The organism is Tardiphaga sp. 866_E4_N1_4, from assembly GCF_052076075.1.
Lineage (GTDB): Bacteria > Pseudomonadota > Alphaproteobacteria > Rhizobiales > Xanthobacteraceae > Tardiphaga > Tardiphaga robiniae.
Genome location: NZ_CP197242.1, coordinates 3,074,032 through 3,099,697 on the forward strand (window position 1 = coordinate 3,074,032; position 25,666 = coordinate 3,099,697).

The 25,666-nt window shown below is 61.6% G+C and carries 21 protein-coding genes and 1 tRNA gene; 8 read left to right on the top strand and 14 right to left on the bottom strand.

Annotated elements, in window-relative coordinates; translation table 11 throughout:
* Nucleotides 1–66 precede the first annotated feature (66 nt).
* Nucleotides 67–2,454 carry an EAL domain-containing protein gene (locus AB8B20_RS15010; protein WP_439074808.1) on the top strand — a complete coding sequence of 796 codons (2,388 nt, stop codon included), beginning with the start codon at nucleotides 67–69 and terminating at the stop codon, nucleotides 2,452–2,454.
* A 93-nt stretch (nucleotides 2,455–2,547) separates the two neighbouring features.
* Here the strand turns inward: AB8B20_RS15010 and AB8B20_RS15015 are convergent, their stop codons facing one another.
* The 3 genes from AB8B20_RS15015 to AB8B20_RS15025 form a co-directional block, all read right to left on the bottom strand.
* Nucleotides 2,548–3,228 (bottom strand): ParA family protein, encoded by a 681-nt coding sequence (locus AB8B20_RS15015; RefSeq protein WP_068728738.1) that lies wholly within the window; start codon nucleotides 3,226–3,228, stop codon nucleotides 2,548–2,550.
* Between the two features lie 209 nt (nucleotides 3,229–3,437).
* Nucleotides 3,438–3,809: a hypothetical protein gene (locus tag AB8B20_RS15020; protein WP_231079282.1), complete on the bottom strand. Its 372-nt coding sequence runs from the start codon at nucleotides 3,807–3,809 to the stop codon at nucleotides 3,438–3,440.
* Between the two features lie 174 nt (nucleotides 3,810–3,983).
* Nucleotides 3,984–4,235: a hypothetical protein gene (locus tag AB8B20_RS15025; RefSeq protein WP_089266248.1), complete on the bottom strand. Its 252-nt coding sequence runs from the start codon at nucleotides 4,233–4,235 to the stop codon at nucleotides 3,984–3,986.
* A 268-nt stretch (nucleotides 4,236–4,503) separates the two neighbouring features.
* Between AB8B20_RS15025 and AB8B20_RS15030 the strand changes: the two genes are divergently transcribed.
* On the top strand, nucleotides 4,504–5,151 hold the full coding sequence (locus tag AB8B20_RS15030) for an SGNH/GDSL hydrolase family protein (RefSeq protein ID WP_439074807.1): 648 nt from the start codon (nucleotides 4,504–4,506) through the stop codon (nucleotides 5,149–5,151).
* A gap of 20 nt (nucleotides 5,152–5,171) precedes the next feature.
* Here the strand turns inward: AB8B20_RS15030 and AB8B20_RS15035 are convergent, their stop codons facing one another.
* The 4 genes from AB8B20_RS15035 to AB8B20_RS15050 all read right to left on the bottom strand — a co-directional run bounded on the left by AB8B20_RS15035 (nucleotide 5,172) and on the right by AB8B20_RS15050 (nucleotide 6,969).
* Nucleotides 5,172–5,402 (bottom strand): hypothetical protein, encoded by a 231-nt coding sequence (locus tag AB8B20_RS15035; RefSeq protein ID WP_089266247.1) that lies wholly within the window; start codon nucleotides 5,400–5,402, stop codon nucleotides 5,172–5,174.
* A gap of 264 nt (nucleotides 5,403–5,666) precedes the next feature.
* A tRNA-His gene (locus tag AB8B20_RS15040) sits at nucleotides 5,667–5,743 on the bottom strand.
* Between the two features lie 151 nt (nucleotides 5,744–5,894).
* On the bottom strand, nucleotides 5,895–6,329 hold the full coding sequence (locus AB8B20_RS15045) for a phasin (protein WP_068728746.1): 435 nt from the start codon (nucleotides 6,327–6,329) through the stop codon (nucleotides 5,895–5,897).
* 268 nt (nucleotides 6,330–6,597) lie between these two features.
* The gene (locus AB8B20_RS15050) at nucleotides 6,598–6,969 is read right to left on the bottom strand and encodes a phasin (protein WP_439074806.1); all 372 of its coding nucleotides are present in this window, start codon (nucleotides 6,967–6,969) and stop codon (nucleotides 6,598–6,600) included.
* Nucleotides 6,970–7,335: 366 nt separating this feature from the next.
* On the opposite strand from AB8B20_RS15050, the gene AB8B20_RS15055 reads away from it, so the two are divergent.
* Nucleotides 7,336–10,596, top strand: a complete 3,261-nt coding sequence (locus AB8B20_RS15055; protein ID WP_439074805.1) for a PAS domain-containing protein — start codon at nucleotides 7,336–7,338, stop codon at nucleotides 10,594–10,596.
* 15 nt (nucleotides 10,597–10,611) lie between these two features.
* On the opposite strand, the gene AB8B20_RS15060 is transcribed toward AB8B20_RS15055, so the two are convergent.
* Nucleotides 10,612–11,820 (bottom strand): NnrS family protein, encoded by a 1,209-nt coding sequence (locus AB8B20_RS15060; protein ID WP_439074804.1) that lies wholly within the window; start codon nucleotides 11,818–11,820, stop codon nucleotides 10,612–10,614.
* A 24-nt stretch (nucleotides 11,821–11,844) separates the two neighbouring features.
* Complete coding sequence (locus tag AB8B20_RS15065) at nucleotides 11,845–12,288, bottom strand: pseudoazurin (protein WP_439074803.1); 444 nt, start codon at nucleotides 12,286–12,288, stop codon at nucleotides 11,845–11,847.
* 153 nt (nucleotides 12,289–12,441) lie between these two features.
* On the opposite strand from AB8B20_RS15065, the gene AB8B20_RS15070 reads away from it, so the two are divergent.
* Nucleotides 12,442–13,149, top strand: coding sequence for a Crp/Fnr family transcriptional regulator (locus tag AB8B20_RS15070; RefSeq protein WP_439074802.1), 708 nt, complete (start codon nucleotides 12,442–12,444; stop codon nucleotides 13,147–13,149).
* Between the two features lie 5 nt (nucleotides 13,150–13,154).
* Here AB8B20_RS15070 and AB8B20_RS15075 read toward each other — a convergent pair whose 3' ends face one another.
* Nucleotides 13,155–14,489, bottom strand: a complete 1,335-nt coding sequence (locus AB8B20_RS15075; protein ID WP_439074801.1) for an ATP-binding protein — start codon at nucleotides 14,487–14,489, stop codon at nucleotides 13,155–13,157.
* Nucleotides 14,486–15,151, bottom strand: a complete 666-nt coding sequence (locus AB8B20_RS15080) for a response regulator transcription factor (RefSeq protein ID WP_439075059.1) — start codon at nucleotides 15,149–15,151, stop codon at nucleotides 14,486–14,488. The genes AB8B20_RS15075 and AB8B20_RS15080 overlap by 4 nt, the downstream gene beginning before the upstream one ends.
* Nucleotides 15,152–15,513: 362 nt before the next feature.
* Here AB8B20_RS15080 and AB8B20_RS15085 point away from each other — a divergent pair, with 362 nt between their 5' ends.
* From AB8B20_RS15085 to AB8B20_RS15095, 3 genes are all read left to right on the top strand, one after another.
* Nucleotides 15,514–17,817, top strand: coding sequence for a TonB-dependent receptor (locus AB8B20_RS15085; RefSeq protein ID WP_439074800.1), 2,304 nt, complete (start codon nucleotides 15,514–15,516; stop codon nucleotides 17,815–17,817).
* A 169-nt stretch (nucleotides 17,818–17,986) separates the two neighbouring features.
* The gene (locus AB8B20_RS15090) at nucleotides 17,987–19,000 is read left to right on the top strand and encodes a Fe(3+) ABC transporter substrate-binding protein (RefSeq protein WP_439075057.1); all 1,014 of its coding nucleotides are present in this window, start codon (nucleotides 17,987–17,989) and stop codon (nucleotides 18,998–19,000) included.
* A 187-nt stretch (nucleotides 19,001–19,187) separates the two neighbouring features.
* Entirely contained in the window at nucleotides 19,188–20,861 is a 1,674-nt protein-coding gene (locus AB8B20_RS15095) for an ABC transporter permease (RefSeq protein WP_439074799.1), read from the top strand.
* Between the two features lie 13 nt (nucleotides 20,862–20,874).
* Here AB8B20_RS15095 and AB8B20_RS15100 read toward each other — a convergent pair whose 3' ends face one another.
* The 3 genes from AB8B20_RS15100 to AB8B20_RS15110 all read right to left on the bottom strand — a co-directional run bounded on the left by AB8B20_RS15100 (nucleotide 20,875) and on the right by AB8B20_RS15110 (nucleotide 23,468).
* Entirely contained in the window at nucleotides 20,875–21,939 is a 1,065-nt protein-coding gene (locus AB8B20_RS15100; RefSeq protein WP_439074798.1) for an AI-2E family transporter, read from the bottom strand.
* 145 nt (nucleotides 21,940–22,084) lie between these two features.
* Nucleotides 22,085–22,735 carry a 3-oxoacid CoA-transferase subunit B gene (locus AB8B20_RS15105; RefSeq protein WP_068728764.1) on the bottom strand — a complete coding sequence of 217 codons (651 nt, stop codon included), beginning with the start codon at nucleotides 22,733–22,735 and terminating at the stop codon, nucleotides 22,085–22,087.
* Nucleotides 22,736–22,763: 28 nt separating this feature from the next.
* Nucleotides 22,764–23,468, bottom strand: coding sequence for a CoA transferase subunit A (locus tag AB8B20_RS15110; RefSeq protein ID WP_068728766.1), 705 nt, complete (start codon nucleotides 23,466–23,468; stop codon nucleotides 22,764–22,766).
* Nucleotides 23,469–23,733: 265 nt separating this feature from the next.
* Between AB8B20_RS15110 and AB8B20_RS15115 the strand changes: the two genes are divergently transcribed.
* Nucleotides 23,734–25,662, top strand: coding sequence for an AsmA family protein (locus AB8B20_RS15115; RefSeq protein WP_439074797.1), 1,929 nt, complete (start codon nucleotides 23,734–23,736; stop codon nucleotides 25,660–25,662).
* Nucleotides 25,663–25,666: the final 4 nt, after the last annotated feature.

Below are 25,666 nucleotides of genomic sequence, written 5' to 3' on the forward strand. Positions count from 1 at the left end.
GTGTCTTTACGTACTTATATCTAACGTCCCGCGCAATTGCGGTAATCCCGCTCGCGGTACCTGTACATGCTTACGATCTATAACTGCATCGCCAATGCCCATGATTTCAGGCTTGTCGGACTCGCGGCCATCATCTGCGCGATCGCGTCCCTCGCTGCTATCAACTTGCTCCGTCATGCGCGAAGCGCCACAGGCCAGATGCGCCTCGTCTGGCTCGCGGTATCCGCGATCTCCACGGGCTTCGGCATCTGGGCCACGCATTTCGTAGCGATGCTGGCGTTCTCGCCGGGGATGCCGAGCGGCTACAATATCGTACTTACGGTCGTCTCGCTGATCGCCGCGCTGCTGCTGACCGGCGCCGGCCTTGCCGTGTCGTTGATCCCGAATTTTCGTGCCGGCCTCTGGATCGGCGGCGCCGTCGTCGCGGGCGGCATCGCGGCGATGCATTACACCGGCATGGCCGCCTTCGAACTTCAAGCGCGCATCGACTGGGATACGACGCTCGTCATCGTCTCGATCGTATTGGGAGCCGTGCTCGGTGCGATCGCGCTTCCGGTAGGGGTGCATGGCACCAACCTGCGCTGGAAGATCAGCGGCGCGCTGCTGCTGACGCTCGCGATCTGCAGTCACCATTTCACGGCGATGAGCGCCGTCACGATCACCCCGGATCCGACCATCGCCGTCTCGCCGCTGACCATCCCCGCCGGATGGCTCGCACTTGGCGTCTCATTGATCAGCTTCGCCATCATTGGCCTGGCGCTGGCCGGCATCGTGCTGGATATCCGTGATCACCGCCGCTCTGATCTCGAGGCCGACCGCATGCGCGGACTCGCCAATGCTGCCGTCGAAGGCCTGCTGGTGTGCGACGGCGACACCATCGTCACGGTCAACACGTCCTTCGCCGCGCTGGCGGGATCGTCCGCTGAATTGCTGATCGGCGGGCGTCTGCAAGACTGCTTCCCCGATGGAGATACGGGGACGCAGATCATGAGCCAGCCTGACCAATCGGTGGAAGCGAGCCTGCGGCAGCGCAACGGCCAGACGATTCCGGTCGAATTGATCCTGCGTGGAATCGACTTTGCGGGGAAGCCACATCAGGTCATCGCCGTACGTGACCTCCGCGAACGCAAACAGGCCGAACAGCACATCCGCTATCTCGCCCACTACGACTCCCTGACCGGACTGCCCAATCGCGGCACGTTTCATGATCGAATCGATCAGGAGATTGCGACACTATCCCAGGACCGCCCGCTCGCCGTACTCGCTTTGGATCTCGATCAGTTCAAGCAGGTCAATGACCTGTTCGGCCACGCCGCCGGCGACAAGGTCCTCAAGAGCGTAACGGCGCGCATCACCGCCCTGCTTGGCGAAGGCGAGATGATGGCGCGTCTTGGCGGCGACGAGTTCGCCATTCTCTTGCCGAACCTGACCTCGCCCGCAGCTGCGAGTCAGTTCGCCGACAGGATACTGGAAGCATTCCGGAGCAAGGATGCCACCTTCGAACTCGGCAGCGTCACCGCCAGTGTCGGTATCGCACTCTGCCCAGACGACTCCAGTGATCGCGACTCGCTGCTCGCTTGCGCCGACACCGCGCTCTACCGCGCCAAATCCGAAGGCCGCGCGACCTGGCGCTTCTTCGAACCTGCAATGGGGGAAGCCGTGCGCGACCGCCGGCTGCTCGAACACGATCTGCGCAACGCCATCGATGCCAATCAGCTGAAAGTAGTCTATCAGCCCCAGGGCACCATGGAGTCGGGCCGCGTGATCGGCTTCGAGGCACTGCTGCGCTGGAACCATCCCGTCCGCGGCAATATTCGCCCCGACATCTTCATTCCGATTGCGGAAGACACCGGCGCCATTCTCGGCATCGGCGAATGGGTGCTGCGCGCCGCCTGCCGTGAAGCGGCGACGTGGAAGCATCCGCTGACCATCGCGGTCAATGTCTCGGCGGTTCAGATCCACCACGATAGCTTTGTCGCAACCGTCCATGAGGTCTTGCTGGAAACCGGCCTGCCCCCGCATCGGCTCGAACTGGAGATCACCGAGACTGCGCTGATCCGCGACTTCGATCGCGCGCTGTTGACACTTCGCCGGATCAAGGCGCTCGGCGTTCACATCGCCATGGATGACTTCGGCACCGGCTACTCGTCGCTGTCGAACCTGCGCGCATTCCCGTTCGACAAGATCAAGATCGACGGATCGTTCATCAGGTCGGTGAACACCAACAGCCAGGCAGCAGCAATCGTGCGCGCCGTCCTCGGCCTCGGCCGCGGACTTGGGCTGCCGGTGCTCGCCGAAGGCGTGGAAACCGAAGCGGAATTCGCATTCCTGCGCGACGAGAAATGCGACGAGGCGCAGGGCTATCTGCTCGGCCGTCCGGCTGACATAGACAACTTCCGCGAAGTCACCCAAGGGGTGACCTCGCCCGCCGGAGATATCGCCATTTCAGCATAGGCGTGAACACCCCACCGTCGCGGTCATACCAACGACAAAAAACGCGCGAAAGTCTCGCGCGCTTTTTCTGGGGTCAAAAGAGCAGAACGGCTATCAGGCCGCCTGCTTGTGCATCGCGCCGGTCGCCGATCCGTTGCCGCGAATAGCCTTGATCGAACGTTCGATCGCCGCCCACAGCTTGCCGATCTCGCTTGCTGCGCGACCTTCTGCCTGATATTCGCGGGCGCCTTCGCCGTTGCCAAGCGCGAGCAGGAGATCTGCACGGTTGGTGATCTGACCGGACCACACCGGAGCCTTGAATTTGGCGAGCGCTTCGCGGGCGATCGTCACGATACGGCTTTCGGAATCGTCACGGCGTGCCGGCGCACCGTTGATGACAACCGCATAGGGCTTGCGGGCCGAACGGCAGGACTGGATCGTCGCCTGCACCGCATCGACGTCGAACACGCCGGGACGCGCAGGAATGATCACCATGGTCGCGTTCTTGATGGCATCGTCGACCACAGCCGATGTGTTCGGCGGCGTATCGATGAACACCCATTCAAAACCGTCACGCTTCGCGGCAGCAACCATTTCGGTCACGCTGCGATTTGCGATCTTCAGCGGCGGTTCATTTGTTCCCCGCAGCTTGTGCCACAGCGTCAACGAACCCTGCGGATCCGCGTCGATGAGCAAGCAAGGCTTCGTTGATTTATGAACTTGAGCAGCAAGATGTGCAGCCAGGGTACTCTTCCCCGAGCCGCCTTTACGCGATGCGAAAACTATGACGTTCATATGTTGGCCTCCAGATTGACCCCAGGAGGCGAAAATGAATCAGTCTGCTGATTCGTTAAAGTCATATTTACGCGTAATTCAAGGATATGTGCCTGATTTGTTTGGAATGTTGGTTTTTGAGTCACACAGTGCGGCGCAACAGGCCCGAAATGAGTCAGGTGTAGTACGCTTGTCGCCACTTTGTCGCACTCTGGTATCAAGTCAGACGCTCAAATCTTGCTATCAGCGCCGTTGGAACGAGTTGAGTCCGGGCCTTCGATAGCAATGCCCTTCGCGCGCTGACGTTCGATCCACTTTCGCTCAAGCCAACCGAGAAACTGCGCCACCGGTTTTTCCAGCGGCGGAATATCCTGCGCGATGAGGATGAGTCCGAGCGGCAACATCCAGAGGCCGAGCACAGGAAGAATGCTGAAAATCCCGCCGATAATCAGCAAAATGCCAAGCGGGAATCGCACGAGCTTCGATGAGGGCTTGCGCAACCAACCTACAAATCGAGCCGGACGGGGCGGAAGTTTGGTTTCGAACCAGGCCAAATGCCGATTGAGTTCGGCCTTGTAGTCGATATTGGTTTCGCTGCTCAAAATGACGCTCCTCGTGGTCTGGAGATGTTGTTTCGTGTCGTGATACCCAACGTGTCAGTTTGTCACGGGTTCACTTTTTTGCCACGATCGATGGCGTCACGGTGCAGCGACTCGGCGAGATCACGCCGTTCTGCACGCTGACTAAACATCCGTTCACGTGAGAGCGAAGCCTGATCAGCTCGGACGAGTCGGTTTTTTCGCCCTTCGCGACTTGACCGTGGGTTTGCGCGCGCTGACCGGCGTTGCCCGAAAGAATTGCGCGCAGCCCGGGCTCAATTGCGCCCGCTTCTGGATCATGCAGGCCGTCACGCGATCCACATCGGGAATGGCCGCGCTGCAGAGCCGAAAGGCATCACCGGTGCAGAGCTGTTGCTGATCGTCGGTATAGGCTTGCGACGGCGTCGCCAAGAACGACGCGCCGATCATGAGTGACATGGCAAGCGACCCGCTCAAAATCCCTGGACGTACCGACATTAGTCCCCCCCTGGTTGCACGTTATCGTGGGAGTGTCGGAGACGATTGCCAGCTTGGCAAGGTGGACGTGACGGGGATCGGGCTTGCCTTCGCGCCGGCCCTGTAGTTTCTCCCGGACATCGCGGCGCCGTTGCCCCGTCGCGACCTCGTGCGAGAGACGGTCCAGGATGAACAGTGAGACAAAAGCGATACTCCGAACCTGCGCGGGCGGTCCACGATCATGAACTGGACCCGTATTGGCATTATCGGCTTCGTGGGGTTGTGCGGCTGGGCGGCATGGCCCAAAGGAAATGACGCGACGCCGCCGCGCCCACTTCTGATCAGGGCAGCATTGAAACAGGTCGATGATCCCGTCATCATCCTCGGCGACAGTATCGTCAAACGCGCAACCTTCCCCCGTGCCGTCTGCGGTCGGCCCATCGTCAATGCCGGAATCGACGGATCAACGACATCGAGCGGTCTCGATGCCATGCTGACAAAAGCACTTGGCGGAAAGCAGGCCGCCATGGTCGTCGTCTCCCTCGGACTCAACGATGCTGCGGTCCCTGTGAACGCGGACTCATACAGGACCAACTATCTCGCTTTGCTCGCGACGCTAAAATCCACGGCTCCACGAATGGCCATCGCGACGGTGACACCTGTTGAAGCCGGCAAATCCGATAGCGCGCGCATCAACGATCAGGCGATCGACAACTACAACGCGTTGCTGCCAACCATCGCCGGCGATGCTGGCGCGAGCCTTATCACCATCCCGTCCATGCCGGCGAAATACACAACCGATGGCATTCACCTGAATGATGCCGGCTATGCAATCTGGACCAAGGCGGTTCTCGGCGGGGTCAGCGACGTCCTCTGCAAAGGCAAGTAACAGCAACGCAGAAACCCGCATCAGGCCTCGTTGACGCCAACGCCGCGCTCGTCAAGGAGCTGCTGCCCTTTCAAGGTGATCCTAAATTTCGGCCCCGCTGCCGGCTTGGCTTGATCGATTACCTCGACAAGCCCTTGAGCAATCAGCCCGTCAAGCACGGCACGTTTTTCGGCATTGAGATCGGGCCCAGAGGCGCGCGCGATGTCGCACATCATCGCAATAGCGGTATTGCTGATATCAGCGTCGATCATGATTGCCTCCCTGTCGTTGGGAAGCCAACGGAACGATGGCAATCGAGTTCCACGACCGGCCTAGCGGAAGCACGCGGGCATTTACGACGTCGAGTTGCCCGAAGGCGGGCTGTTTGTGCGGAAACCTTACAACCCCGAGCAGATCGTGGGCACGCTGAATGATCTGACCGGCGCGCCGGCATTACCGGCCCGACCCAAGCGGTCAGACATTGCCGCAGCCCAAAGCAACGGCCACGCTCGAATCGGCTAAATGATTGATTTGTATGGTACAGTTGGGTGGTCTCGAACCACCGACCTCCTGCTCCACAAACAGGCGCTCTAACCAACTGAGCTACAACTGCATCCTGACCGGCCCCAAAATCAGGGGGTCCTGAACAGGCGGGAAACTAGGTGCAACGCATCACTTTGGCAAGGCCGCGATGATGATTTTTGGCGCAAACAAAAGCCCGGGCTTGCGGCCCGGGCTTTCGATTATTTGGCGGTGCGATCGGCTCAGGCGGCCGGCTGGAACAGCTTCGAAGCGCCGGTCTTGATCGGTTCGGCGGTCTCGGTGGCGATCTTCTGGCCGAGTTCGGCCAGCTGTTTGGTCTGACCCGTGAAGGTTTCAACCTGGCTGCGCGCAAAAGCGGTCCACAGCTCCATCGCCTGCGACGGCGACTTCACGCCGATCAGCGACTGGGCGAAGTCGAAACCCGCATTGGTGTTGGTCTTGGCAATGTCGAGCAGCTTGGCCGAATATTCGGCAGCGCCCTTGGTGGCCGTGCCGAACACAGCTTCAACCGTGCTGTTATGGGTCTCGGCAGCGTCCTTGAACTTGGCATAACCCTCGCGCGCCTGCGAGACGCCCTTTTCGGCGAATGCGCGGACCTGCTCCGGCACCTGGAACGGGATAACGGAAGATGAGAACGGATCGGTCGATTCGGCCATAGCGTGCATCCTTCGTGGTGGGGGTGAAATCAATAAACCCGTGGAGGCTGCGGAAGGCACCGGTGCCTTTCATCAGCTGGCGGGAAACAGAGCGGCATCGCCATCGGCGATGCGTCATTGTGCTTACCGCAATATCATGTCGGAATTGTGCGACGCAACAGAATATTGCACCGCAGAATCGCATGAGACCCGGATCGAATGCGCGCCCACGTCATGGAACTCGCTAGATATCAATCGCTGATTGCATAGCGGAGAGCGCGGGGGTCGGTCAGCTCTTGGGCGTGGCGGCGTCCATGGCAGCGCGGCTCATGATCTGGCCCATTTCGCTGGCCTGCTCTGCCAGCGACTTCATCTGCGACTGCACGTATTCGCTGTGGAGCCGCATGACGTCGCCGAGATCCTTGGCGTGCAGCAACTGCTGGGCATAATCCAGCGACGCGGCGACGTTCTTCTCGGCATAGGCGATGGCCTTGGTGCTGACATCCTTGGCGCCGGCGCGCACGGTCTCACCGCGATTTTCGATCGACGACGCCGTGCTCTGGGCGCTGGTCAGAAACTTCTCGAATGCCTGCTTGGCCTGGTCGAAGCTGGCTTCGGCCATTGCGCGCATTTCCTTCGGAATTTCGAATTGGTCGGTCATGTCCCGCTCCATTTTGCATTGACGAAGCCGTCCACGGCCCCGTCTCCCGTGTCGCCCACTGCAATCTAGCCGAGCTTGGCATCGCCGATGTGACGCGGCGTCCCGTCCTCGTCCGATCCCATCGTGGACCTTTGTTTTTGTTTTGCAACTGCCAACGCATGGCCCAGCCCCTCCGTTCGGCAGAATGCCGAACCCTCGGAGCGGATTAACGTTATTGCTGCTTTGGCCTGCTGGAATGGGCGGGGGACGTGGACCTGCGCGTCCGCGCGGGCGATACTAACGAATTATTAAGGATGTCATCGTTTGGCCCGCAATCTGTGACGCGGATACCGGACGGGCGCCCAACGAGTCAGTCATGAAGTGCCGATGAACAATGCGGATTTTCAGTTGCGGGGCGTTGGCGATGCACGGCTGGCCGTACACGCCACCAGCAACCAGCCGGTCTGGCTGTGGTCGCGCGACGGCACCCGTGTGCTGTGGGCCAATCCGGTCGGCGCGCGACTGTTCGGCGCCCGTAATGCAGCTGACCTGTTTGCCAGGACTTTCGGGCCCGCCGATACCCATCGCCGCCAGATAGCCCAGCTCGGCTCCCGGTTGCCGGCCAGTGGCGCAATGCGGCTGGAGCGCCTGCGCGGCTTCGGCGCGGCGCTGGGCAGCTTGATGACCTGCGCCTGTTCGCAACTTGAATTTCCCGATGGCGGCAGCGGCATTCTCGTTGTCGCAGCGGAACCGCTCGGTGGCCGCGGCATGCCGCTGGTCGAACGGCTGCAAAATCTCGTCGAGGGGATCGACACTCCAATCGCCGCCTTTGCACGCGACGGCCTGTTCGTCGGCGCCAACGAAATGGCTCGGGCGCTGCTTGGTTTTCGCAATCTCTCCGATGCCGGCCTCGATCATGCGCGCGACGGCGCGCTAAAGGACGGCCGCATCGAAACGCCTATCGGCTTTGGCCGCATGGTACTGCAGCGCGTGGGCAGTGGCGCCGATGTCGGACTGGTGGCGCTGATCGCGCCGGGCGCTGTGCATCCGGCGCCGAGTGAAGAAGAACTCGAGGCTCCGGCAGAGCCGGAAGGCAGCGTTGAACCACAGAGCGCCCTTGCAGAGCCGAGCGACCTCTTCGTCGAATTCGACCAAGCCCCCGGGGCAAAAGACCCGAGCGAAAACGCCATCGACATCGACGCTCCGATCGAGCCGGAAAAAACCGAGATCGATCGCGACGTACATCTCGAAGAGGTGATCGCCGAAACCATCGCACATGCCGACGCACCGACTGAGACTGATGCGCAGTCGCCCGCCGTCGAAGCCGTTCCCGACCAACCTGCGTCCGTTGCGCTGCCAGAGATCGAGCCGCGCACGACGCCGCTCCGTTTCGTATGGCAGATCGATGCGGAGAAGCGCTTCACACTGAACTCTGACGAGTTCATCCACCTGATCGGCCCGCGCACAGCGGCAAGCTTTGGCCACAAGTGGAACGATCTCACAGCCGAATTCAACCTCGATCCCGACAGCCACGTCGTCAAGGCGATGGCCACGCAGCAGACATGGAGTGGCATCACGCTGCTCTGGCCGGTGGATGGCGGTGGCCGCCTGCCTGTCGAACTCTCTGGCCTGCCGCTGTTCGATCGCGAGCGCAATTTCACCGGCTATCGCGGTTTCGGCGTTTGCCGTGATCTCGATGGAATGACGCGGCTCGCCGAGCAACGCCGACATGATCACATCGGCGATCCGCCGCCCCGACCGTTATCCGCCGATGTCGCGCAGGCCGGCCCTGTCGGCGACAGTCTCGATGAACCGATTGCCCTCACCACCACCCCGATACCAGAACAGACACCACCGCCAACCACACCGGACAGCACCGTGCAACCACCCGAGAACGTCGTGCCATTTCGACCAGGCGATCCCAGATCGCCGGCACTGACGCCTGTCGAGAACAGCGCCTTCAACGAGCTTGCGCGGCAATTGTCGGCGCGGCTTGAGTCGGAAACGGGACTGATCACGAGCACGAACACCCCCGAAGCGGACAGCGAGACGGACGATGCACCGACGGCTGCCCAGACCTCGTCTCAGCCAGCTGAGGCGGCGTCACAGGCTGCCTGGCTGACAACGCCACCGGCTGCACCACGCGGCGAGATGATGCGCGACAAGGTGCTGCTCGACCTGATGCCGGTCGGCGTCCTGATCTATCGCCTCGATCGCCTGCTGTTCGCCAATCCCGCCTTCCTCGCCCGGATGAACTATCCGAGCCTGAACGCGCTGGAAGAAGCGGGTGGCCTCGATGCGCTCTATGTCGGAGCTGATGTCTCTTCTGCAGCCAGCACCTCGGATGACGGCACCGCCGTCACGATTTCAGGCGGTGACCAGTCCGGCAACACCGTGCCCGCCGAAGCGCGCCTGTACACGATTTCATGGGACAACAAACCGGCACATGCGCTGATTTTCGCTCCGCCCAAGGCAGAGCCTGTCGCCGCCCCTGTTACGATCGCTGCGCCCGTTGCGGACGCGCCATTGCCCGCTGGCCATATCGATGCCGAAGATCTGGCCACGATCCTCGATACCACGGCCGAAGGCGTCATCATGTTCGACGCCGAAGGCAACATCAATTCCTGCAACCGCAGCGCCGAGGCACTGTTCGGCTATAGCGGCGAATTACTGACGCAGCGGAATCTGACCGACCTCTTCGCAGCAGAAAGCCGCCGCGTGGTGCAGGACTATCTCGCAAGCGTCAAGGATTCCGGCGTGGCCAGCCCGATGGATCATGGCCGTGAGGCCCTGGGCCAGGTGCGCGCCGGCGGCCTCGTGTCGCTGTCGATGACCATCGGCCGCACGCGCACGGATGGACCGAACTTCTTTGCCGTGTTCCGCGACCTGACGCAGACGAAGAAGACCGAAGCCGAACTGCTGAATGCGCGCCGCCAGGCCGATCGTGCGGCAACCGCCAAGGCGGATGTGCTGGCGCGGATCAGCCACGAGGTCCGGACACCGCTGAATGCCATCATCGGCTTCGCGGAAGTAATGGTCGACCAGCGCTTCGGCCCACTCGGCAACGAGCGCTATGTCGAATACATGAAAGACATTCGCGCCTCGGGTGAACGGGTCATCGCGATCGTCAACGATCTGCTCGATCTGTCACGCATCGAGACCGGAAAAATCGACCTCGCTTTCACCACGCAGAACCTCAACGAGATGGTGGAGCAATGCGTCGCGGTGATGCAGCCGCAGGCCAATCGCGGCCGCATCATCATCCGTACCTCGCTGGCACATCTGCTCCCCACGGTCGTTGCCGACGCCCGCGCGCTGCGACAGATCACGCTGAATCTGATCGGCAATTCGATCCATCTCGCCAATGCCGGCGGTCAGGTGATTGTCTCCACCGCATTGTCGGACTTCGGTGAGATCGTACTGCGCGTCCGTGATACCGGGCACGGCCTCAACGACAACGAACTCGCCGCCGCGATGGAGCCATTCCGTAGTTCGACGCCGGCTGATTCTTCGGAGAGCTCGGGTGTCAGCCTGTCGCTGACTAAGGCCCTCGTCGAAGCCAACAACGCGCGCTTCCAGATCAAGACCGCGCCGAGCTCGGGCACGCTGATCGAGGTGGCATTTTCGAATGCGGCGATGAAGGCCTGAGCGGCCTTCACCGATTTAGCGACTGAGCGCCATCGCCGCGTCGGAACGGCGTGGCTTGCGATAGCCGATCAGCAGCGGACCGAATGAGACGGCGAAGCCGATAAAGGCCGCGACCCACGTCAATGCTGCAACATGGAGCAGCGGCGGACTGTAAGCCGGCGCGATCACGGCGCCAATCCGCGCCAGTGCCGCCACGATGACGGCAGCATAGATCATCAGCGTCGTGCGTGAGGCGTGCAGTGCCTGGCCAGTATGCCCCAGTGTTGCGCGGCTCATGACAGCCAGCGTCATCACGCCGGCCGCACCTGCCATCCATGCATGCAGGCCGGCGCTGGGCGCGACCCATCCTGCTGCCGCTGCGGCATTCAGCAGGAAACCCAGCGGCACGAAAGCGTAACCAATATGCAGGATCAGCAGCAGGCCCTCGCGCCAAGTCCGATTGCCGGCCCAGCGCGCGAGACGCATGATCTGCAACAAGCCAACCAGCGCGAGAACTGCTCCCGTTAGTTCGGCAAAGGGTCGCGCGATCCACAGCACCAGCGCAGCGGCGCTGACGGCAATGACAACCATATCGAAACGCGCGAACGGCACTGGAAGCCGACCGGGATTCTCACGCACCAGCCAGTTGCGGGTGAAGCTCGGAATGATCCGGCCGCCGATCAGCGAGATCAGCAACACCACGACCGCGACGCCGATCCGGATGCTGACGTCTGCGGCGCCCGCAAGATGAGCTTCAACATGAAAGGCGATGTTACCGGCCAGCAGGAATGCGACGATGCCGACCACCGGCAGATTGCGCCAGTTGCGGCCCGCCGCGATCTCGCGGGTTGCAGCGGCGGCGACCAGCGTCAGGAAGCTGACGTCGACCAGCATCGCTGCGAGCCAGCCGGTATGGGCCGAAAATGTCACGCAAGCGCGCCCAGCGATCCAGAGGACGACCAACCCGAGCAATGGCAAGCCGCGGATTGGCAGACGCCCGGTCCAGTTCGGAATGGCCGTGAACAGAAAGCCGGTGACCACCGCCGACATGAAGCCGAACAGCATCTCGTGAATGTGCCAGTCGCGCGGCGAAAAACCGGTGGCCAGCGCCAGCCGGCCATGGAAGGCCGGCATCCAGACCAGAATTCCCAAGCCGGCATAACACGCACCGAGCAGGAAAAAAGGGCGGAAGCCGGCCGAGAGCAACGGCCAATCGGCAATGGAGCGAACACGAAGAAGCGTCATCGTTACTCTCGCGTTTGGGGCGTGTTACTTCGCAGCGACTTTCTCGAATAACGTCGCGAACACTGTCTTGGCCTTGCCGGGATGGGTCACCGCCTTGGCTTCGGCCGCGTTGGTTGGCGTACCGACCACCACCAGTCCCACCATGCCCATGCCGTAATGCGGCGCGCATTTCACGCCGTAGACGCCGGGCTTGTCGAAGGTCACCACGAGGTCCTGGCTCATCTTGCCAACGAAGGGCGTCGCATCGGCGGGTAGCATGCCTTTGACCGACTCAACGCTGTGCGCCTTGTCGGTCGACACGAATTTCACGCTATCGCCGGGCTGCACATTGACCAATGCGGGCTCGAACACCATGGCGGCCCCGTCAGCGCCCTTGTTGAGCATTTTGACCTCGACCTCCGCAGCGCCAGCGGCGCCTGTCAGAGCGAAAAGGACGGCGGCGGTTGCAAGCATAAGAGCCTTGCGCATCGTATTTCTCCGTAAACTCCGGTCATTTCAGCCGGATGCGCCAAATTAGGCCTGCCGCCCGGCCTCGACATTGCGCCAGCGCAAACTTCCGCTTGATCGACGCCCGCAATCACGGTCTAGAAGTGGCCGGAACGGGAATTTGACGGAGAACGCATGTCGGCGGTCGACAGCTCCATGGTCGCGCATCTGCCGCTGTTCGAGAGTCTCGGCACCGCAGCCTGCGAGGCGATCCTGCGCGAGGCGCATTCGATCCGCGTCGCGAAGAACAAGGTGATTTTCGAGCAGGGCGAGGACGTCCATTCGTTCTATCTGCTGCTCCATGGCCATATCCGCGCGACCAAGATGACGCCCGCCGGCGAACAGGTGATCGTGCGCTATGTCGCGACCGGCGAGATCTTCGGGATCGGTCAGGCGATGGGACTGACGGCTTATCCGGCAACCGCAACGGCGGTGGATGACAGCGTGGTTCTGGTGTGGCCCACCACGATCTGGACGCGGCTGGTTGCCGACTATCCCGCCCTCGCCGCCAATACGCTCAAGACCGTCGGTGGCCGGTTGCAGGAGGCTCATACGCGCGTGGTCGAGATGTCGACCCAGCAGGTCGAGCAGCGCGTTGCTCACGCCCTGCTGCGACTGGCGAACCAATCAGGCCGCAAGACAGCACAAGGCATCGAGATCGATTTCCTGTTGAGTCGTCAGGATATCGCTGAGATGACCGGCGCCACCGTCTTCACCGTGAGCCGCACCCTCAGCACCTGGGAACAGCGCGGGCTGATCGAAAGCAGCCGTCAGCGCATCGTGCTGCGCGAACCCGAGGCATTGCGTGCGCTTGCCGACGCTTTCCCAGGTGACGACGCGTAGCGTAATTACGCAGCTTCGAACTGCCTGACTTCGTTCGACACTTCTCCGAGTGGGATCGAGACGGCAGCCCTGACGCCCTGAGCATCGTCGCGGTTTGCGATATCGAGGCTGAAGCCGTTACGATCCGCCGCCGTCCGGGCAATCGCCAATCCGAGTCCGGTGCCATCGATATCCATCGGCGCCGCACGGAAGAAGCGATCGTAGAGATACGGCACGGCGGTTTCCGGAATTCCGCATCCGCTGTCGATCACCTCGATGACGAAATCCGTGCCTCGGCGCACAGCCTTGATGCTGACCGCGCCGCCGGCACGCGTGTAACGCACCGCATTGTCGAGCAGGTTCGAGACGATCAGCCGGAGATCGGCGGCACGGACGTTCAGTTCATCACGCGTCCCCGGTACGATCGCGAGTGAGACGCCCTTGGCCTCCGCGATGGAGACAAAGCCGGATACTACCAGCCGCACGAAGGCCTCGGCATCGACGACTTCGGCTGCGCTTTCGATGCCCGCATCGGCGCGAACCATGGTCATCAATTGATTGACCGAATAGGAAGCACGGCGAATGCCATCGAGGAGATCCTGCGCAATCTCACGTTCAGGCCCATTGAGCTCCCGTGCCCGCAGATTGTCGATCTGGATCTGAAGCGCCGCGAGCGGAGTCCGCAATTCATGTGCCGCGTCGGACACAAAGCGACGCTGGGTCTCCAGCGCGGTCTGATGTCGCTCGATCAGCGAGTTCATGGCTGTCACAAGCGGAGCGACTTCGACCGGAACGCCCGTCAGACTGAGCGCGTCTTTCGCATCGGCGCTGCGCTGTCCGATATCGGCCGATAGTGTTCCAAGCCCGGACAACACGCGCTTCACGGCCCACCAGATCATCAGCCACGCAATCGGGATGGCCGCGATTAGCGGCACCGCAGCGCCCGCGGCCGCATAGGCGGCCACTTCCTCGCGCGCACTCCAGCGCTGCGCGACCTGGATCGCATGCGTCGCGTCGCGCGACCTGAACACGCGCCAACGCTCTCCACCCGCGGTCACGTCGGCATAGCCGAGTTCCGACTGAAACGGGATATCGACCGAGGGGCCTGAACGATGAATGGGCTGCTTTGCCTGATCCCAGATTTGGATCACCAGCTGGTCTTCCAGCTCGGCATCAATCCGCGGCTCGATATCATGCCGGAACACCATGCCCGCCGTAAGCGCAACCTCGTGAAGAGCGTTGTCCTGGAAACTGTTCACCTCGTATTTGACGAAATAATAGGACGTGACGGCCGCAGCAACGCCGACCAAGATCAGCAGTCCCGTGACGTAAGTCATCACGGTCTTTCGCAACGACGTCATGCGCCCTCCTTGGTGACCATCCAGCCCGCACCGCGGACATTGCGGACGATGTCCTTGTCAAATTTCTTGCGCAGCCCGTGAATCAGCACATCGACCGCGTTGCTCTGGACTTCCTCGCCCCAGCCGTAAATCCGGCTCTCGATCTGGCTACGCGACAGGATTTGCCCGGGGCGTTCCATCAAAGCCTGCAGCACTGCAAATTCGCGCACCGACAGCAGATGTTTGATATCGCGGAACGTCGCCACCTGCATCGATGGATCCAGCGTGATCTCCGCGGAGGTCATCAGCGATACCACGCGGCCATTGGCGCGGCGCGTGACTGCGCGGATTCGCGCGAGCAGTACCGGCAGTTCAAACGGCTTGACGATGTAATCGTCTGCGCCGAGATCGAGGCCCGCCGCCATATCGGACACGCCATCCCGCGCGGTGATGATAAGGGCCGGCGTGGTCATGCCTGCTTTTCTTTTCGCCTTGAGCACGTCCAGGCCGGACATCTTGGGCAGGCCAATGTCGATCAGAGCGACCGCATATTCCGACCGGTCCATCGCGGCGAAGCCATCGCGGCCATTGCGCGCCCAGTCGACGCTCATGCCATTCTCGCTCAGGCCACGCACCAGCGCCTTGCCGAACATGGCATCGTCTTCGATCAGTAGAACGCGCATCATTCAATCTCGTGCCTGCAGGACCTTCGGAAGGTCAGTCAGTCAGACAACATCGGAGGCATCCCGATATTCCCTTATCCCAAGTGTCGGTGACTGCGGCGCTTACGCGCAGCGCTTGTCCAGTGACCAATCGTTTGGCGCAGGCTAGCCGCCGCCCCTCGTTTAGAACGATTACAAATTATTTCGACGCCCATTGGTGCACGGATCACACACCTTGGGCATATCCCTCGAAGTTCGATTTATTCTAAACGCCATCTAATTCGCGCCTAATACTCCGAATTGCAGATGTGTCCAAGTGTTTCCGAGGAAGCACAAGGACCGCCGGCATTTGCATGAGCGGAGAATATTTCAGGGGCGTAGTAATGACTTCCAGGACTTCTATCGGGGGGCGCGGCACGGCGGCGCGCAAAGCTTTTCTGATTTCCACGAGCGCGGCGGCCATCATCGCGGCGGGATTTTGCATCGCAGAGCCGGCAATTGCACAGAATGCGAATTCCGGCGCATCGACATTGCCGCCGGTGCAGGTCGACGCTCCCAGCGCGCCGCGCGTCCGCCGTGCCCAGCCGCAGCGCGCCGCATCCGGCCGCGTCGCCCGCACCCGCCCCGTTGCGCCGCAGCCGGTTCGCCAGCCGCTCAGCGTCAACCCTCAGGACGCACAGTCCGGCCAGGTCGGCTACATCACCCGCAATATTTCGAGCGGCACCAAAACCAACACCGCGCTCCTCAACGTGCCGCAATCGGTCACGGTGCTGACGAAGGAATTCATCCGGGATCAGGACTTCCGCAGCATTGGCGAAGCAGTTCGCTACGTGCCGGGCGTCGTGCCGCATCAGGGCGAAGGCAATCGCGATGACGTCGTCATCCGCGGGCAGCGCACCAATGCCGACTTCTTTATCGACGGCATCCGCGACGACGTGCAGTATTTCCGCGATCTCTACAACACCCAGCGTATCGAGGTCCTGAAGGGGCCGAATGCCATGATCTTCGGTCGCGGCGGCGGCGGCGGTGTTATCAATCGCGTGCAGAAGGAAGCCGACGGCGTTCCGATCCGCGAAGTGACGGTTCAGGGCGGCTCGTTCGACAACAAGCGCGTGACGATCGATACCGGCGGCGCCGTGAACGAGAACGTCGCGGCGCGCATCAACGCGATGTATGAGAATTCCGGAACCTATCGTGACTACGGTCACCTGGAGCGTTATGGCATCAATCCGACCGTGACAATCCGCGGCGAGGATACCAAGGTCAAGCTCAGCTACGAATATCTGCATGACGACCGCACCGCGGATCGCGGCATCCCGGCACAGGGCACCGTGCCGGCGCCCACGAATGCACGCCCGACGGTGCCATTCGCAACCAATGCGTCGACCTTCTTCGGCAATCCGGACCAGAGCTATTCGAAGCAGGACGTCCACATTGCCAACGCCGTCATCGATCACGATTTCAACAACGGTCTCTCGGTCAAAAATTCGTCGCGCTATGCCAATTACGACAAATTCTACCAGAACGTCTTCCCGACCACGGGGACGTTCGTCACACCGGGCGGTATCGCGTCAATCTCGGCTTACAACAACCTTGCTCAGCGCGAAAACCTCTTCAATCAAACCGACTGGACCTACAAGACCAATACCGGCCCCGTGCTGCACACCATCGTCTTCGGTACCGAGTTCGGACGGCAGAACACGTTCAGCCTCCGCAACACCGGCCAGATCAACGGCGGCACGACCCTGCCCGTTCTCGCGTCCAGCCCGACCACCTTTGCCCCGTGGTCGTTCATCCACAACAACGCCTCCGACAACAACTCCTATGCGACGCTCGATATCGCATCGGTCTATATTCAGGATCAGATCGAAGTCAGCCGTTACCTGCAGTTCATCGGCGGCGTTCGTTACGATCGCTTCGACCTCACGTCGCAGAACCTCAATCCGGGCGGCACCGTAGACAGCCGCGTGGATAACCTGGTGTCGCCACGCGCCGGCGTGATTATCAAGCCGGTCGACAACGTCTCGGTCTATGGCAGCTACAGCATTTCGTATCTGCCAAGCGCTGGCGACCAGTTCAGCTCGCTGACGCCATCGCTCGCCGTCACCGTGCCGGAGAAGTTCATCAATAACGAAGTCGGCGTGAAGTGGGACATCACCCCACGGCTGCAGGCCTCCGCGGCAATCTACGACCTCGACCGGGAGAACCAGAGGTTCATCGTGGGCGGCCAGGTCGTCGCCCTTGGCAAGACCAACACCAAGGGTGCTGAGCTCAGCCTAACCGGCTATGTCACCGATCAGTGGCAGGTCACCGGCGGCTACGCCTACACCGACGCGCGCATCGTCGATGCCAGCTCCGCCACGATCGTCGCGGGCAACCGCGTCGGCCTGGTGCCGTTCAACACCTTCACCATGTGGAACAAATATCAGTTCAATGAGATGTGGGGTGCCGGCCTCGGTATCATCCATTACGACGACTTCTTCGCTACGTCGGATGATACAGTGAAGCTGAAAGCCTTCACCCGCGTCGATGCCGCAATCTACTTCCGGCTCGACAAGACGTGGCGTGCCCAGCTGAACATCGAGAACCTGTTCGATACCAGCTACTACGCCACCGCCGATGCGGCCAACAACATCACGCCGGGCTCGCCGCGTGCGTTCCGGGCTTCGGTGACGGCTAACTTCTAAGATCTCTCATCTCGGGCCGCAGGTAAGCTGTTGCTTATCTGCGGCCCACTTTCGAATCTGGAATCAATCTAATCTTTTGTCACGCGACGTTCAGTCACTGACATTCGAACGCCCACTGCGCTATTCCACCTGACATTGCAGATATGCCCCTTGCCGGAGCCATTTCATGATGAAGCATCACGCCCTTGCCACCGCCGTCCTCTTCGCCGCCCTTGGCTCATCCGCACTGCAGGCGGCCGAAGAAGTCAATGTCTATACCTATCGCGAGACCAAGCTGGTGCAGCCGATCTTCGAAGCCTTCACCAAGGACACCGGCGTGAAGGTCAATGTGATCTCGGCGAGCTCGGGCCTCGAGCAACGCATGAAGGCCGAAGGCGCCAACAGCCCGGCGGACGTGCTGCTGACGGTAGATATCGGCCGCATCGACGAGGCCGTGCAGGCGGGCGTGACGCAGCCGATGAAATCCGAGGTGATCGAGAAGGTCGTGCCGGCGCAATATCGCGACCCCGACGGCCACTGGGCCGGCATCTCCATGCGCGCCCGCGTGGTTTATGCGTCGAAGGACCGCGTCAAGCAGGACGCCATCACCTATGAGGAACTGGCCGATCCGAAGTGGAAGGGCAAGATCTGCATTCGCTCCGGCCAGCACATCTACAATAACGGCCTGTTCGCCGCCTATGTCGCCAAGCACGGCGAGGCCAAGGCCGAAGAATGGCTGCGCGGCGTCAAGGCCAATCTGGCGCAGAAGCCCTCGGGCGGCGACCGCGAGACCGCGCGAGATGTTGCGGCCGGTAAATGCGATCTCGGCATCGGCAACACCTATTACTGGGCGCTGATGATGAATGCCGATCCCGACAAGAAGCCATGGGCCGAAGCCACCAAGGTGATCTTGCCGACTTTCGAAGGCGGCGGCACCCATGTGAACCTGTCCGGCGTGCTGCTTGCCAAATATGCGCCGAACAAGGCCAATGCCATGAAGCTGATCGAATGGCTCGCAGGCGAGCATGCACAGCAGGTCTATGCCGACGCCAATTACGAATATCCCGTGCGTGCCGGCATCACGATCAATCCGACGATCGCGGGCTATGGCAAGCTCAATGCTGATCCGATGCCCATCGCCAAGATTGCTGCGAACCGCAAGGCCGCGTCGACGCTGGTGGACAAGGTCGGGTTTGATAATTGAGCCCGGCTATTGCTCCGTAGGCTGCGATGATGCACAGCCTATCAGTATGTTGTCCCCGCCTTGTGTGCCCGCAGCACACACAGGGCGGGGATCCATACGCACCGAACTCTCGGTAGGGCGCTGTGGCTACGGCAATTTCTGACTTACTTCTCCTTGGGGTCTGGATCCCCGCCTTCGCGGGGATGACATGTGGAGAGTGCTCACGCGAGCATGCACGCCCGTGAGGCCTTCCCGCACCGAAGCGCTCGCGATTCTCGTCGCAGTTGCCACCGCGCTGCTTGTGGCAGCGCCTGTCATCAGCATCGCTTTACTGGCGCTGCAGCCGGAGCCTGAGCTTTGGCAGCATCTGATCGCCTATGTGTTGCCGCAGGCGCTGCGCGACACTGCAGCCCTCCTGATCGGCGTCGGTATCGTCACGCTCGCGGTCGGTGCCGGCACCGCATGGCTGGTCTCGGCGCACGATTTCCCCGGCCGCACGCTCATGCTCTGGCTCTTGCCGCTGCCGCTGGCGATTCCGACCTATCTCGCCGCTTACGTCTATGTGGACCTGTTCGAGCCACTGGGCCTCGTCCATCGCGCATTGGCAACGGCAATGTCGTTGCCCGGCGCGATCGGGTGGCTGCCGAGCCTGCGTTCGTTGCCCGGCGCCATCTTCGTGATCGGCATCGTGTTGTATCCCTACGTCTATCTCTCGGCCCGCGCGATGTTCCAGCATCGCAGCGCCGATTTTGCTGAAGCCGCGAAGATACTCGGTGCGGATCGCTGGACGACGTTCCGCCGTGTCTCGCTACCGATGGCGCGCCCCGCCCTCGCTGTGGGCCTCGCACTGGTATCGCTGGAAACGCTGAATGACATCGGCGCCAGTGAATATCTGGGCATTCGCACGCTCACCGTCTCGGTTTTCACGACCTGGCTCAACCGCGGCAGCCTTGCAGGTGCTGCGCAGCTGTCATTGTTCATGCTCGCCATCGTCGGGGTGCTGATCACCATCGAGCGCTTCGGCCGCCGCGAAGGCAGCGTGGAATTCTCTTCGGAGAATCCGCGACTGGCACCGCGCACACCTTTGACAGGCGTACGCGGATGGCTTGCTTTCACCGCCTGTCTCCTCCCTGCCCTGCTCGGCTTCGCCGTGCCCTTGCTCTATCTGCTGCGTGAAAGCCTGCGCCGCGGTCTACTGTCGATGGAAACGACGGTGTGGCGCGATGCCGGCCACACCATTGCGCTGGCCGCAATTGCCACGGGAGCCGCACTGCTTCTCGGGCTTGTGGTGATCGTCGCTCAGCGCTGGCGTACTTCGCGGCTGACCAACCTGTCGGTCGCTGTCGCCCAGACCGGCTATGCGCTGCCCGGAACGGTGCTGGCGCTGGGTCTGCTGACGCCGGTGCTGTTCATCGACAATGGATTCAGCAAGCTCGCCGGATGGCTCAGTCTCGCATCGCCCGGGCTTGTCATGGTCGGCTCCGGCGCCGCCGTGGTGATCGCCTATGTGATCCGGTTCCTGGCGGTACCGACCGGTTTCATCAAGGCCGGCTTCGAGCACATCCCCGTCGATTACGACGACAGCGCCCGCGCCGCCGGCGCACCGGCAATCACCACGCTGCGCGTGATTCAACTGCCGCTATTGCGTCCGGCATTGTTCGGCGCCGTCATCGTGGTCTTCGTGGATTGCCTGAAGGAATTGCCGGCAACGCTGTTACTGCGACCGCTCAATGTCGAAACGCTGGCGACATCGATCTATCAATATGCCAGTCGGGGCAGCTTCGAAGAGGGCGCACTCGCCGCACTGCTGATCGTCGCTGCGAGCATCGGTCCGGTGGTCTGGCTGACGCGGTTTGCGGATGTCCCGCAGGGGCCGGTCTGAGTATCAACGCTGATTAAGCGGCGTCGCCTGTAACTTCCTTTCGCGACTGCGCGAAAATCGCCCAGCCCGCAACAAACATTGCAGCGATTACCGGACCGACGACGAAGCCATTGAGGCCCAGCGCATCGATGCCGCCGAGCGTCGCGATCAGCACCAGATAGTCCGGCAGCTTGGTGTCCTTGCCGACCAGCATCGGGCGCAGGATGTTGTCGACCAGACCGATGACGAGAAATCCATAGGCGATCAGGATCACACCCTGAACGACCGAGCCCGTCGCAAGCAGATAGAGCGCGACCGGCATCCAGACGAGGCCAGCACCCACCGCCGGCAACAGCGACAAGAACGCCATCAGCACGGCCCACAGCAACGCAGCATTGATGCCAAGGATCCAGAAGATCAGCCCGCCGAGCGCGCCCTGCGCCAGCGCGACCAGAATGCCGCCCTTCACAGTGGCGCGGATCACCACCGTGAACTTCTCCATCAGATCGTCACGCAACTCCGGCCGCAGCGGAATCGCATTCTTCACACGCTGCGACAACGCCTCGCCATCCTTGAACAGGAAGAACAGCAGATAGAGCATGATGCCGAGATTGATGATGAAGTCGAACGTGCTCTGGCCGATGTTCAGCGCCTGCGATGCAAAGTACTGACTGCCTTTGACGAGGCCCTCAGTCAGCTTGTCCTGCATGCCGCCGAGATTGGCAACGCCGAAACGATCCAGCAGTCCCTTCGCCCATTGCGGGACGGCATCGAGTATCTGCTGCAGAAACGTGCCGAGGTTGAACTGACCCGACTTCATCTTACCGACGACGACGGCCGCTTCCTGCGCCAACGATGCGCCAACCAATGTCAGCGGCAGGATCACGATCAACACGATCAGACCTACGGTGAGCAGAGCTGCCGAATTTGGATGCTTCGGCATCCGGCGCTCCAGGCGCCGGTGCATCGGTGCGAACATGATCGCGATCACCACGCCCCACAGGATCGCGCTGTAGAACGAGCTCATGATCCAGCCGAAGGCCAACGTGACCACGACGATCAGAAGCAGGAAGAAACGGTCTTCGAGACTGGCGCGCATGTCGGCTTCCTAGAGCATGACCCGGAAAAGTGGAAACCAGTTTTCCGAAAGATCATGCTCAACTAAAGAGATGAGAGGGCAGATACTAACACGAATGCCCGGCACGAGGCCGGGCATCATGTCAACGTTCGGAATGCGCAATCGTTCAGGTGTTGGTCAGCGCGACCCGGAATTCAGCTTCGGTATTGGCCTTCACCTCATCGAGCGTCACGCCATCGGCGAGTTCGATCAGGGCCATGCCGTCATTGCCATGCTTGTCGATGGTGAACACTGCCAGATCGGTGACGACCATGTCGACGACGCGCTCGCCGGTCAGCGGCAGGTTGCAGCTCTTCAGCAGCTTGGCGCCGTCCTTGGCCGAGTGCTCCATCACGACGACGACGCGCTTGACGCCAGCGACGAGGTCCATCGCACCGCCCATGCCTTTCACCATCTTGCCTGGGATCATCCAGTTGGCGAGATCGCCATTCTGGGCGACCTGCATGGCGCCGAGGATCGACAGATCAATATGGCCACCACGGACCATGCCGAACGAATCCGCCGACGAGAAATAGCTGGTCTCAGGCAGTTCGGTGACGGTCTGCTTGCCGGCATTGATGAGGTCCGGATCTTCGTCGCCCTCATAGGGGAAAGGGCCCATGCCGAGCATGCCGTTCTCGCTCTGCAGCTGAACGTCCACGCCTTCGGGAATGTAGTTCGACACCAGCGTCGGAATACCGATGCCGAGATTGACGTAATATCCGTCGCGCAGTTCCTTAGCCGCGCGCGCTGCCATTTGATCACGGGTCCAAGCCATCGTTCTCTCCTGTTTTTGCTTTTGGCGGTTACGCGGGACGCTGACGCGAGGTAACTTTTTCGATCCGCTTCTTGCCGGTACCGACCTCGACAATGCGCTTCACAAAAATGCCGGGGGTGTGAATGTGATCCGGGTCTATCTCGCCGGCCGGCACCAGATGCTCGACTTCGGCAATGGTGATCTTCGCGGCGGTCGCCATCATCGGGTTAAAGTTGCGGGCGGTCTTGCGATAGACGAGGTTGCCTGCGGTATCGCCCTTCCAGGCGTGCACGATGGCAATATCAGCGAACAGACCACGCTCGAGCATGTAGGTCTCGCCATTGAATTCCATGGTCGGCTTGCCTTCCGAGATCAGCGTGCCGACGCCGGTCTTGGTGTAAAAGCCGGGAATGCCGGCGCCGCCGGCGCGGATGCGCTCGGCCAAGGTGCCCTGCGGGGAGAATTCGAGTTCCAGTTCGCCGGCCAGATACTGCTGGGCGAACAGCTTGTTCTCGCCGACATAGGACGAGATCATCTTCTTGATCTGGCGGGTTTCCAGCAGGCGAGACAGGCCGATGCCGTCGACGCCGGCGTTATTGGACACCACGGTGAGGTCCTTGACCCCGGAATCGCGCAATGCGTCCGACAGGTCCTCGGCAATGCCGCAGAGGCCGAAGCCGCCGGACATGATCATCATGCCGTCCTTGAGAATGCCGTCGAGTGCCGATTTGGCGTCGGGGTAGACCTTGTTCATGGGAATCGACCTGATGCAGGAATGCGCTGAGAACCCAGCGGGCGCGGGCGGCTATGTTGTGGATTATTAGGCGGAAACTCCGCGGCAGGTCAATCGCGGGGGACTGCGACCCCATCACCCCCGCTATGGCCTTGAAAGCGTCAAGAAAACCCTTCAAATTGAGGACCTTGGACGTGGGCGCACATGGATGCCGCCCCGCTATGTGTGACCACCAACCAACCCGGATAGTTCATTGACGAGTGCCCAAGGAATAAGACGCCTGGGGATGCCGATTGCGGCGCTCCTGGGTGTTGCAGTGATCGGGCTGTTTGCCATGTCGTGGTTGCTTAACCGCGATACGTTGCGTCATGCCGTGGAGGCCCAGATCCGCGCCGTGACCGGGCTGGATTTCGTCGTCAACGGCGCGGTGGATGTCTCGGTCTTTCCAGGCAGCTATGTCTCGTTTCACGATGTCGGCCTGAAAGGCGGCGGGTCGATCGATCCCGCTTTGACGGTCGACGTGTTGACGGCCAATCTGCGGTTGTTGCCGCTGCTGCTGCAGCGCTTCGAGATCGCCGACATGATGATGCTGCGGCCACGTATCCGCGTGATCCGTGAGGCCTCCGGCGAAAGCAACTGGACGCCATTCATCGAGTCCATCGCCCGCACCATGAGGCCGGGCGCTGAACAGCCACTATCCTTCTCCGAGATCCGCATCCAGGACGGCGTGCTGCACTATCAGGACCCGCAAAACACCGAGCGTCTCGGCGACATCGACCTCTCACTGGCCTGGCCATCGATCTCGCGCTCATTCGCTGCAACCGGCCAGTTCGACTGGCGCGGCGAACGCATCGACGGCAGCCTCAGCGTCAGCGACTTCATTGCCGCACTGTCCGGCGAGCGCTCCGGTGTAAAGGCACGCATCGCCGGTGCGCCGATCAAGCTGGCCTTCGACGGCACCGTCGCCAACAAGGCCAGTCTGGTCATGGAAGGCACGCTGACTGCCGACAGCCTGTCGCTGCGCAATGCGCTGCGCTGGGTCGGTCAGGCACCGCCCGGCTCCGGCGGTTTCGGCCGCTTTGCCCTGAAGGCGCGCGCCAGCCTGGTCGGTCCGTCGATCGCGCTGACCAATGTCAATGTCGAGCTCGACGGCAACAGTGCCGAAGGCGTCATGACTTATAGCAATACAGGCCGTCAGACGCTGCAGGCGACGCTGGCTGCCGGTGCACTCGACTTCACGCCCTATGTGTCCACCGTGCGGCTGCTGGCCTCCGGCGCGCGTGACTGGAACCGGCAGCTGTTCGACTTAAACGCGCTGTCCACCACCGATCTCGATATGCGCCTGTCGGCCGCCAAGGTCACCGTCGGCTCCTCAGTGCTCGGCCGCACCGCGCTCGGCGCCAATCTGCGCGGCGGTACACTGGCGCTGTCGGTGGGTGAGGCACAGATGTATGGCGGCATCGTCCGTGGTTCGTTCAATGTTGCCCATTCCGATGCCGTGGCCGATGTGAAGGCCCAGTTCCAGTTCAGCGATGTCGATCTGCAGGCCTGTGCCAGCGATCTGTTCGGCGTCAACAAGCTCACCGGACGCGGCAATCTCAGCATGATGCTGGAGGCCTCGGGCTCATCGCCGTTCGGTCTCGCGCAATCGCTTGACGGCACCGCGACGCTGACCGGTCATGACGGCGCCATCAGCGGCTTCAACGTCGAACAGCTATTGAAAAGGCTGGAGCGACGTCCGCTGTCCGGCGCCGGCAATTTCCGTTCGGGTTCGACGCCGTTCAACACGCTCAACATGTCCGTGAAATTCAACGACGGCATCGCCACCGCGCAGGATATCCGGATCGATGGTCCCGCTGCGAAACTGACGCTGACCGGTACCGCGTCGGTGCCCTCACGTGAATATGATTTCAAGGGCATTGCCAGTCTCAATCCGGCAACCAACGGCACCGGCGGCTTCGAGCTGCCTTTCGTGATCCAGGGCCCGTGGGATGATCCGCTGATCTTTCCCGATCCAGAAAGCCTGATCCGCCGATCGCCGGGTGCGGCGCCTTTGCTGGATGCAGTGAAGGATCGCAAGACCCGCGACGCCGTACGCTCGGTGATCGAGCGCTTTACGGGCGTGCCCAAACAGGCGCCGGTAGCAGAGCCGGATAAGCCCGCCGATGCACCTGCGGCGGCAGCACCTGCGGATGCAGCACCAAAGGCGAACTAACTTT

Coding starts and splice junctions, on each gene's coding strand:
- AB8B20_RS15010 (WP_439074808.1), top strand. CDS start 67: ATGCTTACGATCTATAACTGCATCGCCAATGCCCATGATTTCAGGCTT.
- AB8B20_RS15015 (WP_068728738.1), bottom strand. CDS start 3,228: ATGAACGTCATAGTTTTCGCATCGCGTAAAGGCGGCTCGGGGAAGAGT.
- AB8B20_RS15025 (WP_089266248.1), bottom strand. CDS start 4,235: ATGATCGGCGCGTCGTTCTTGGCGACGCCGTCGCAAGCCTATACCGAC.
- AB8B20_RS15030 (WP_439074807.1), top strand. CDS start 4,504: ATGAACTGGACCCGTATTGGCATTATCGGCTTCGTGGGGTTGTGCGGC.
- AB8B20_RS15035 (WP_089266247.1), bottom strand. CDS start 5,402: ATGATCGACGCTGATATCAGCAATACCGCTATTGCGATGATGTGCGAC.
- AB8B20_RS15045 (WP_068728746.1), bottom strand. CDS start 6,329: ATGGCCGAATCGACCGATCCGTTCTCATCTTCCGTTATCCCGTTCCAG.
- AB8B20_RS15050 (WP_439074806.1), bottom strand. CDS start 6,969: ATGACCGACCAATTCGAAATTCCGAAGGAAATGCGCGCAATGGCCGAA.
- AB8B20_RS15055 (WP_439074805.1), top strand. CDS start 7,336: ATGAACAATGCGGATTTTCAGTTGCGGGGCGTTGGCGATGCACGGCTG.
- AB8B20_RS15060 (WP_439074804.1), bottom strand. CDS start 11,820: ATGACGCTTCTTCGTGTTCGCTCCATTGCCGATTGGCCGTTGCTCTCG.
- AB8B20_RS15065 (WP_439074803.1), bottom strand. CDS start 12,288: ATGCGCAAGGCTCTTATGCTTGCAACCGCCGCCGTCCTTTTCGCTCTG.
- AB8B20_RS15070 (WP_439074802.1), top strand. CDS start 12,442: ATGTCGGCGGTCGACAGCTCCATGGTCGCGCATCTGCCGCTGTTCGAG.
- AB8B20_RS15075 (WP_439074801.1), bottom strand. CDS start 14,489: ATGACGTCGTTGCGAAAGACCGTGATGACTTACGTCACGGGACTGCTG.
- AB8B20_RS15080 (WP_439075059.1), bottom strand. CDS start 15,151: ATGCGCGTTCTACTGATCGAAGACGATGCCATGTTCGGCAAGGCGCTG.
- AB8B20_RS15085 (WP_439074800.1), top strand. CDS start 15,514: ATGACTTCCAGGACTTCTATCGGGGGGCGCGGCACGGCGGCGCGCAAA.
- AB8B20_RS15090 (WP_439075057.1), top strand. CDS start 17,987: ATGAAGCATCACGCCCTTGCCACCGCCGTCCTCTTCGCCGCCCTTGGC.
- AB8B20_RS15095 (WP_439074799.1), top strand. CDS start 19,188: ATGTGGAGAGTGCTCACGCGAGCATGCACGCCCGTGAGGCCTTCCCGC.
- AB8B20_RS15100 (WP_439074798.1), bottom strand. CDS start 21,939: ATGCGCGCCAGTCTCGAAGACCGTTTCTTCCTGCTTCTGATCGTCGTG.
- AB8B20_RS15105 (WP_068728764.1), bottom strand. CDS start 22,735: ATGGCTTGGACCCGTGATCAAATGGCAGCGCGCGCGGCTAAGGAACTG.
- AB8B20_RS15110 (WP_068728766.1), bottom strand. CDS start 23,468: ATGAACAAGGTCTACCCCGACGCCAAATCGGCACTCGACGGCATTCTC.
- AB8B20_RS15115 (WP_439074797.1), top strand. CDS start 23,734: ATGCCGATTGCGGCGCTCCTGGGTGTTGCAGTGATCGGGCTGTTTGCC.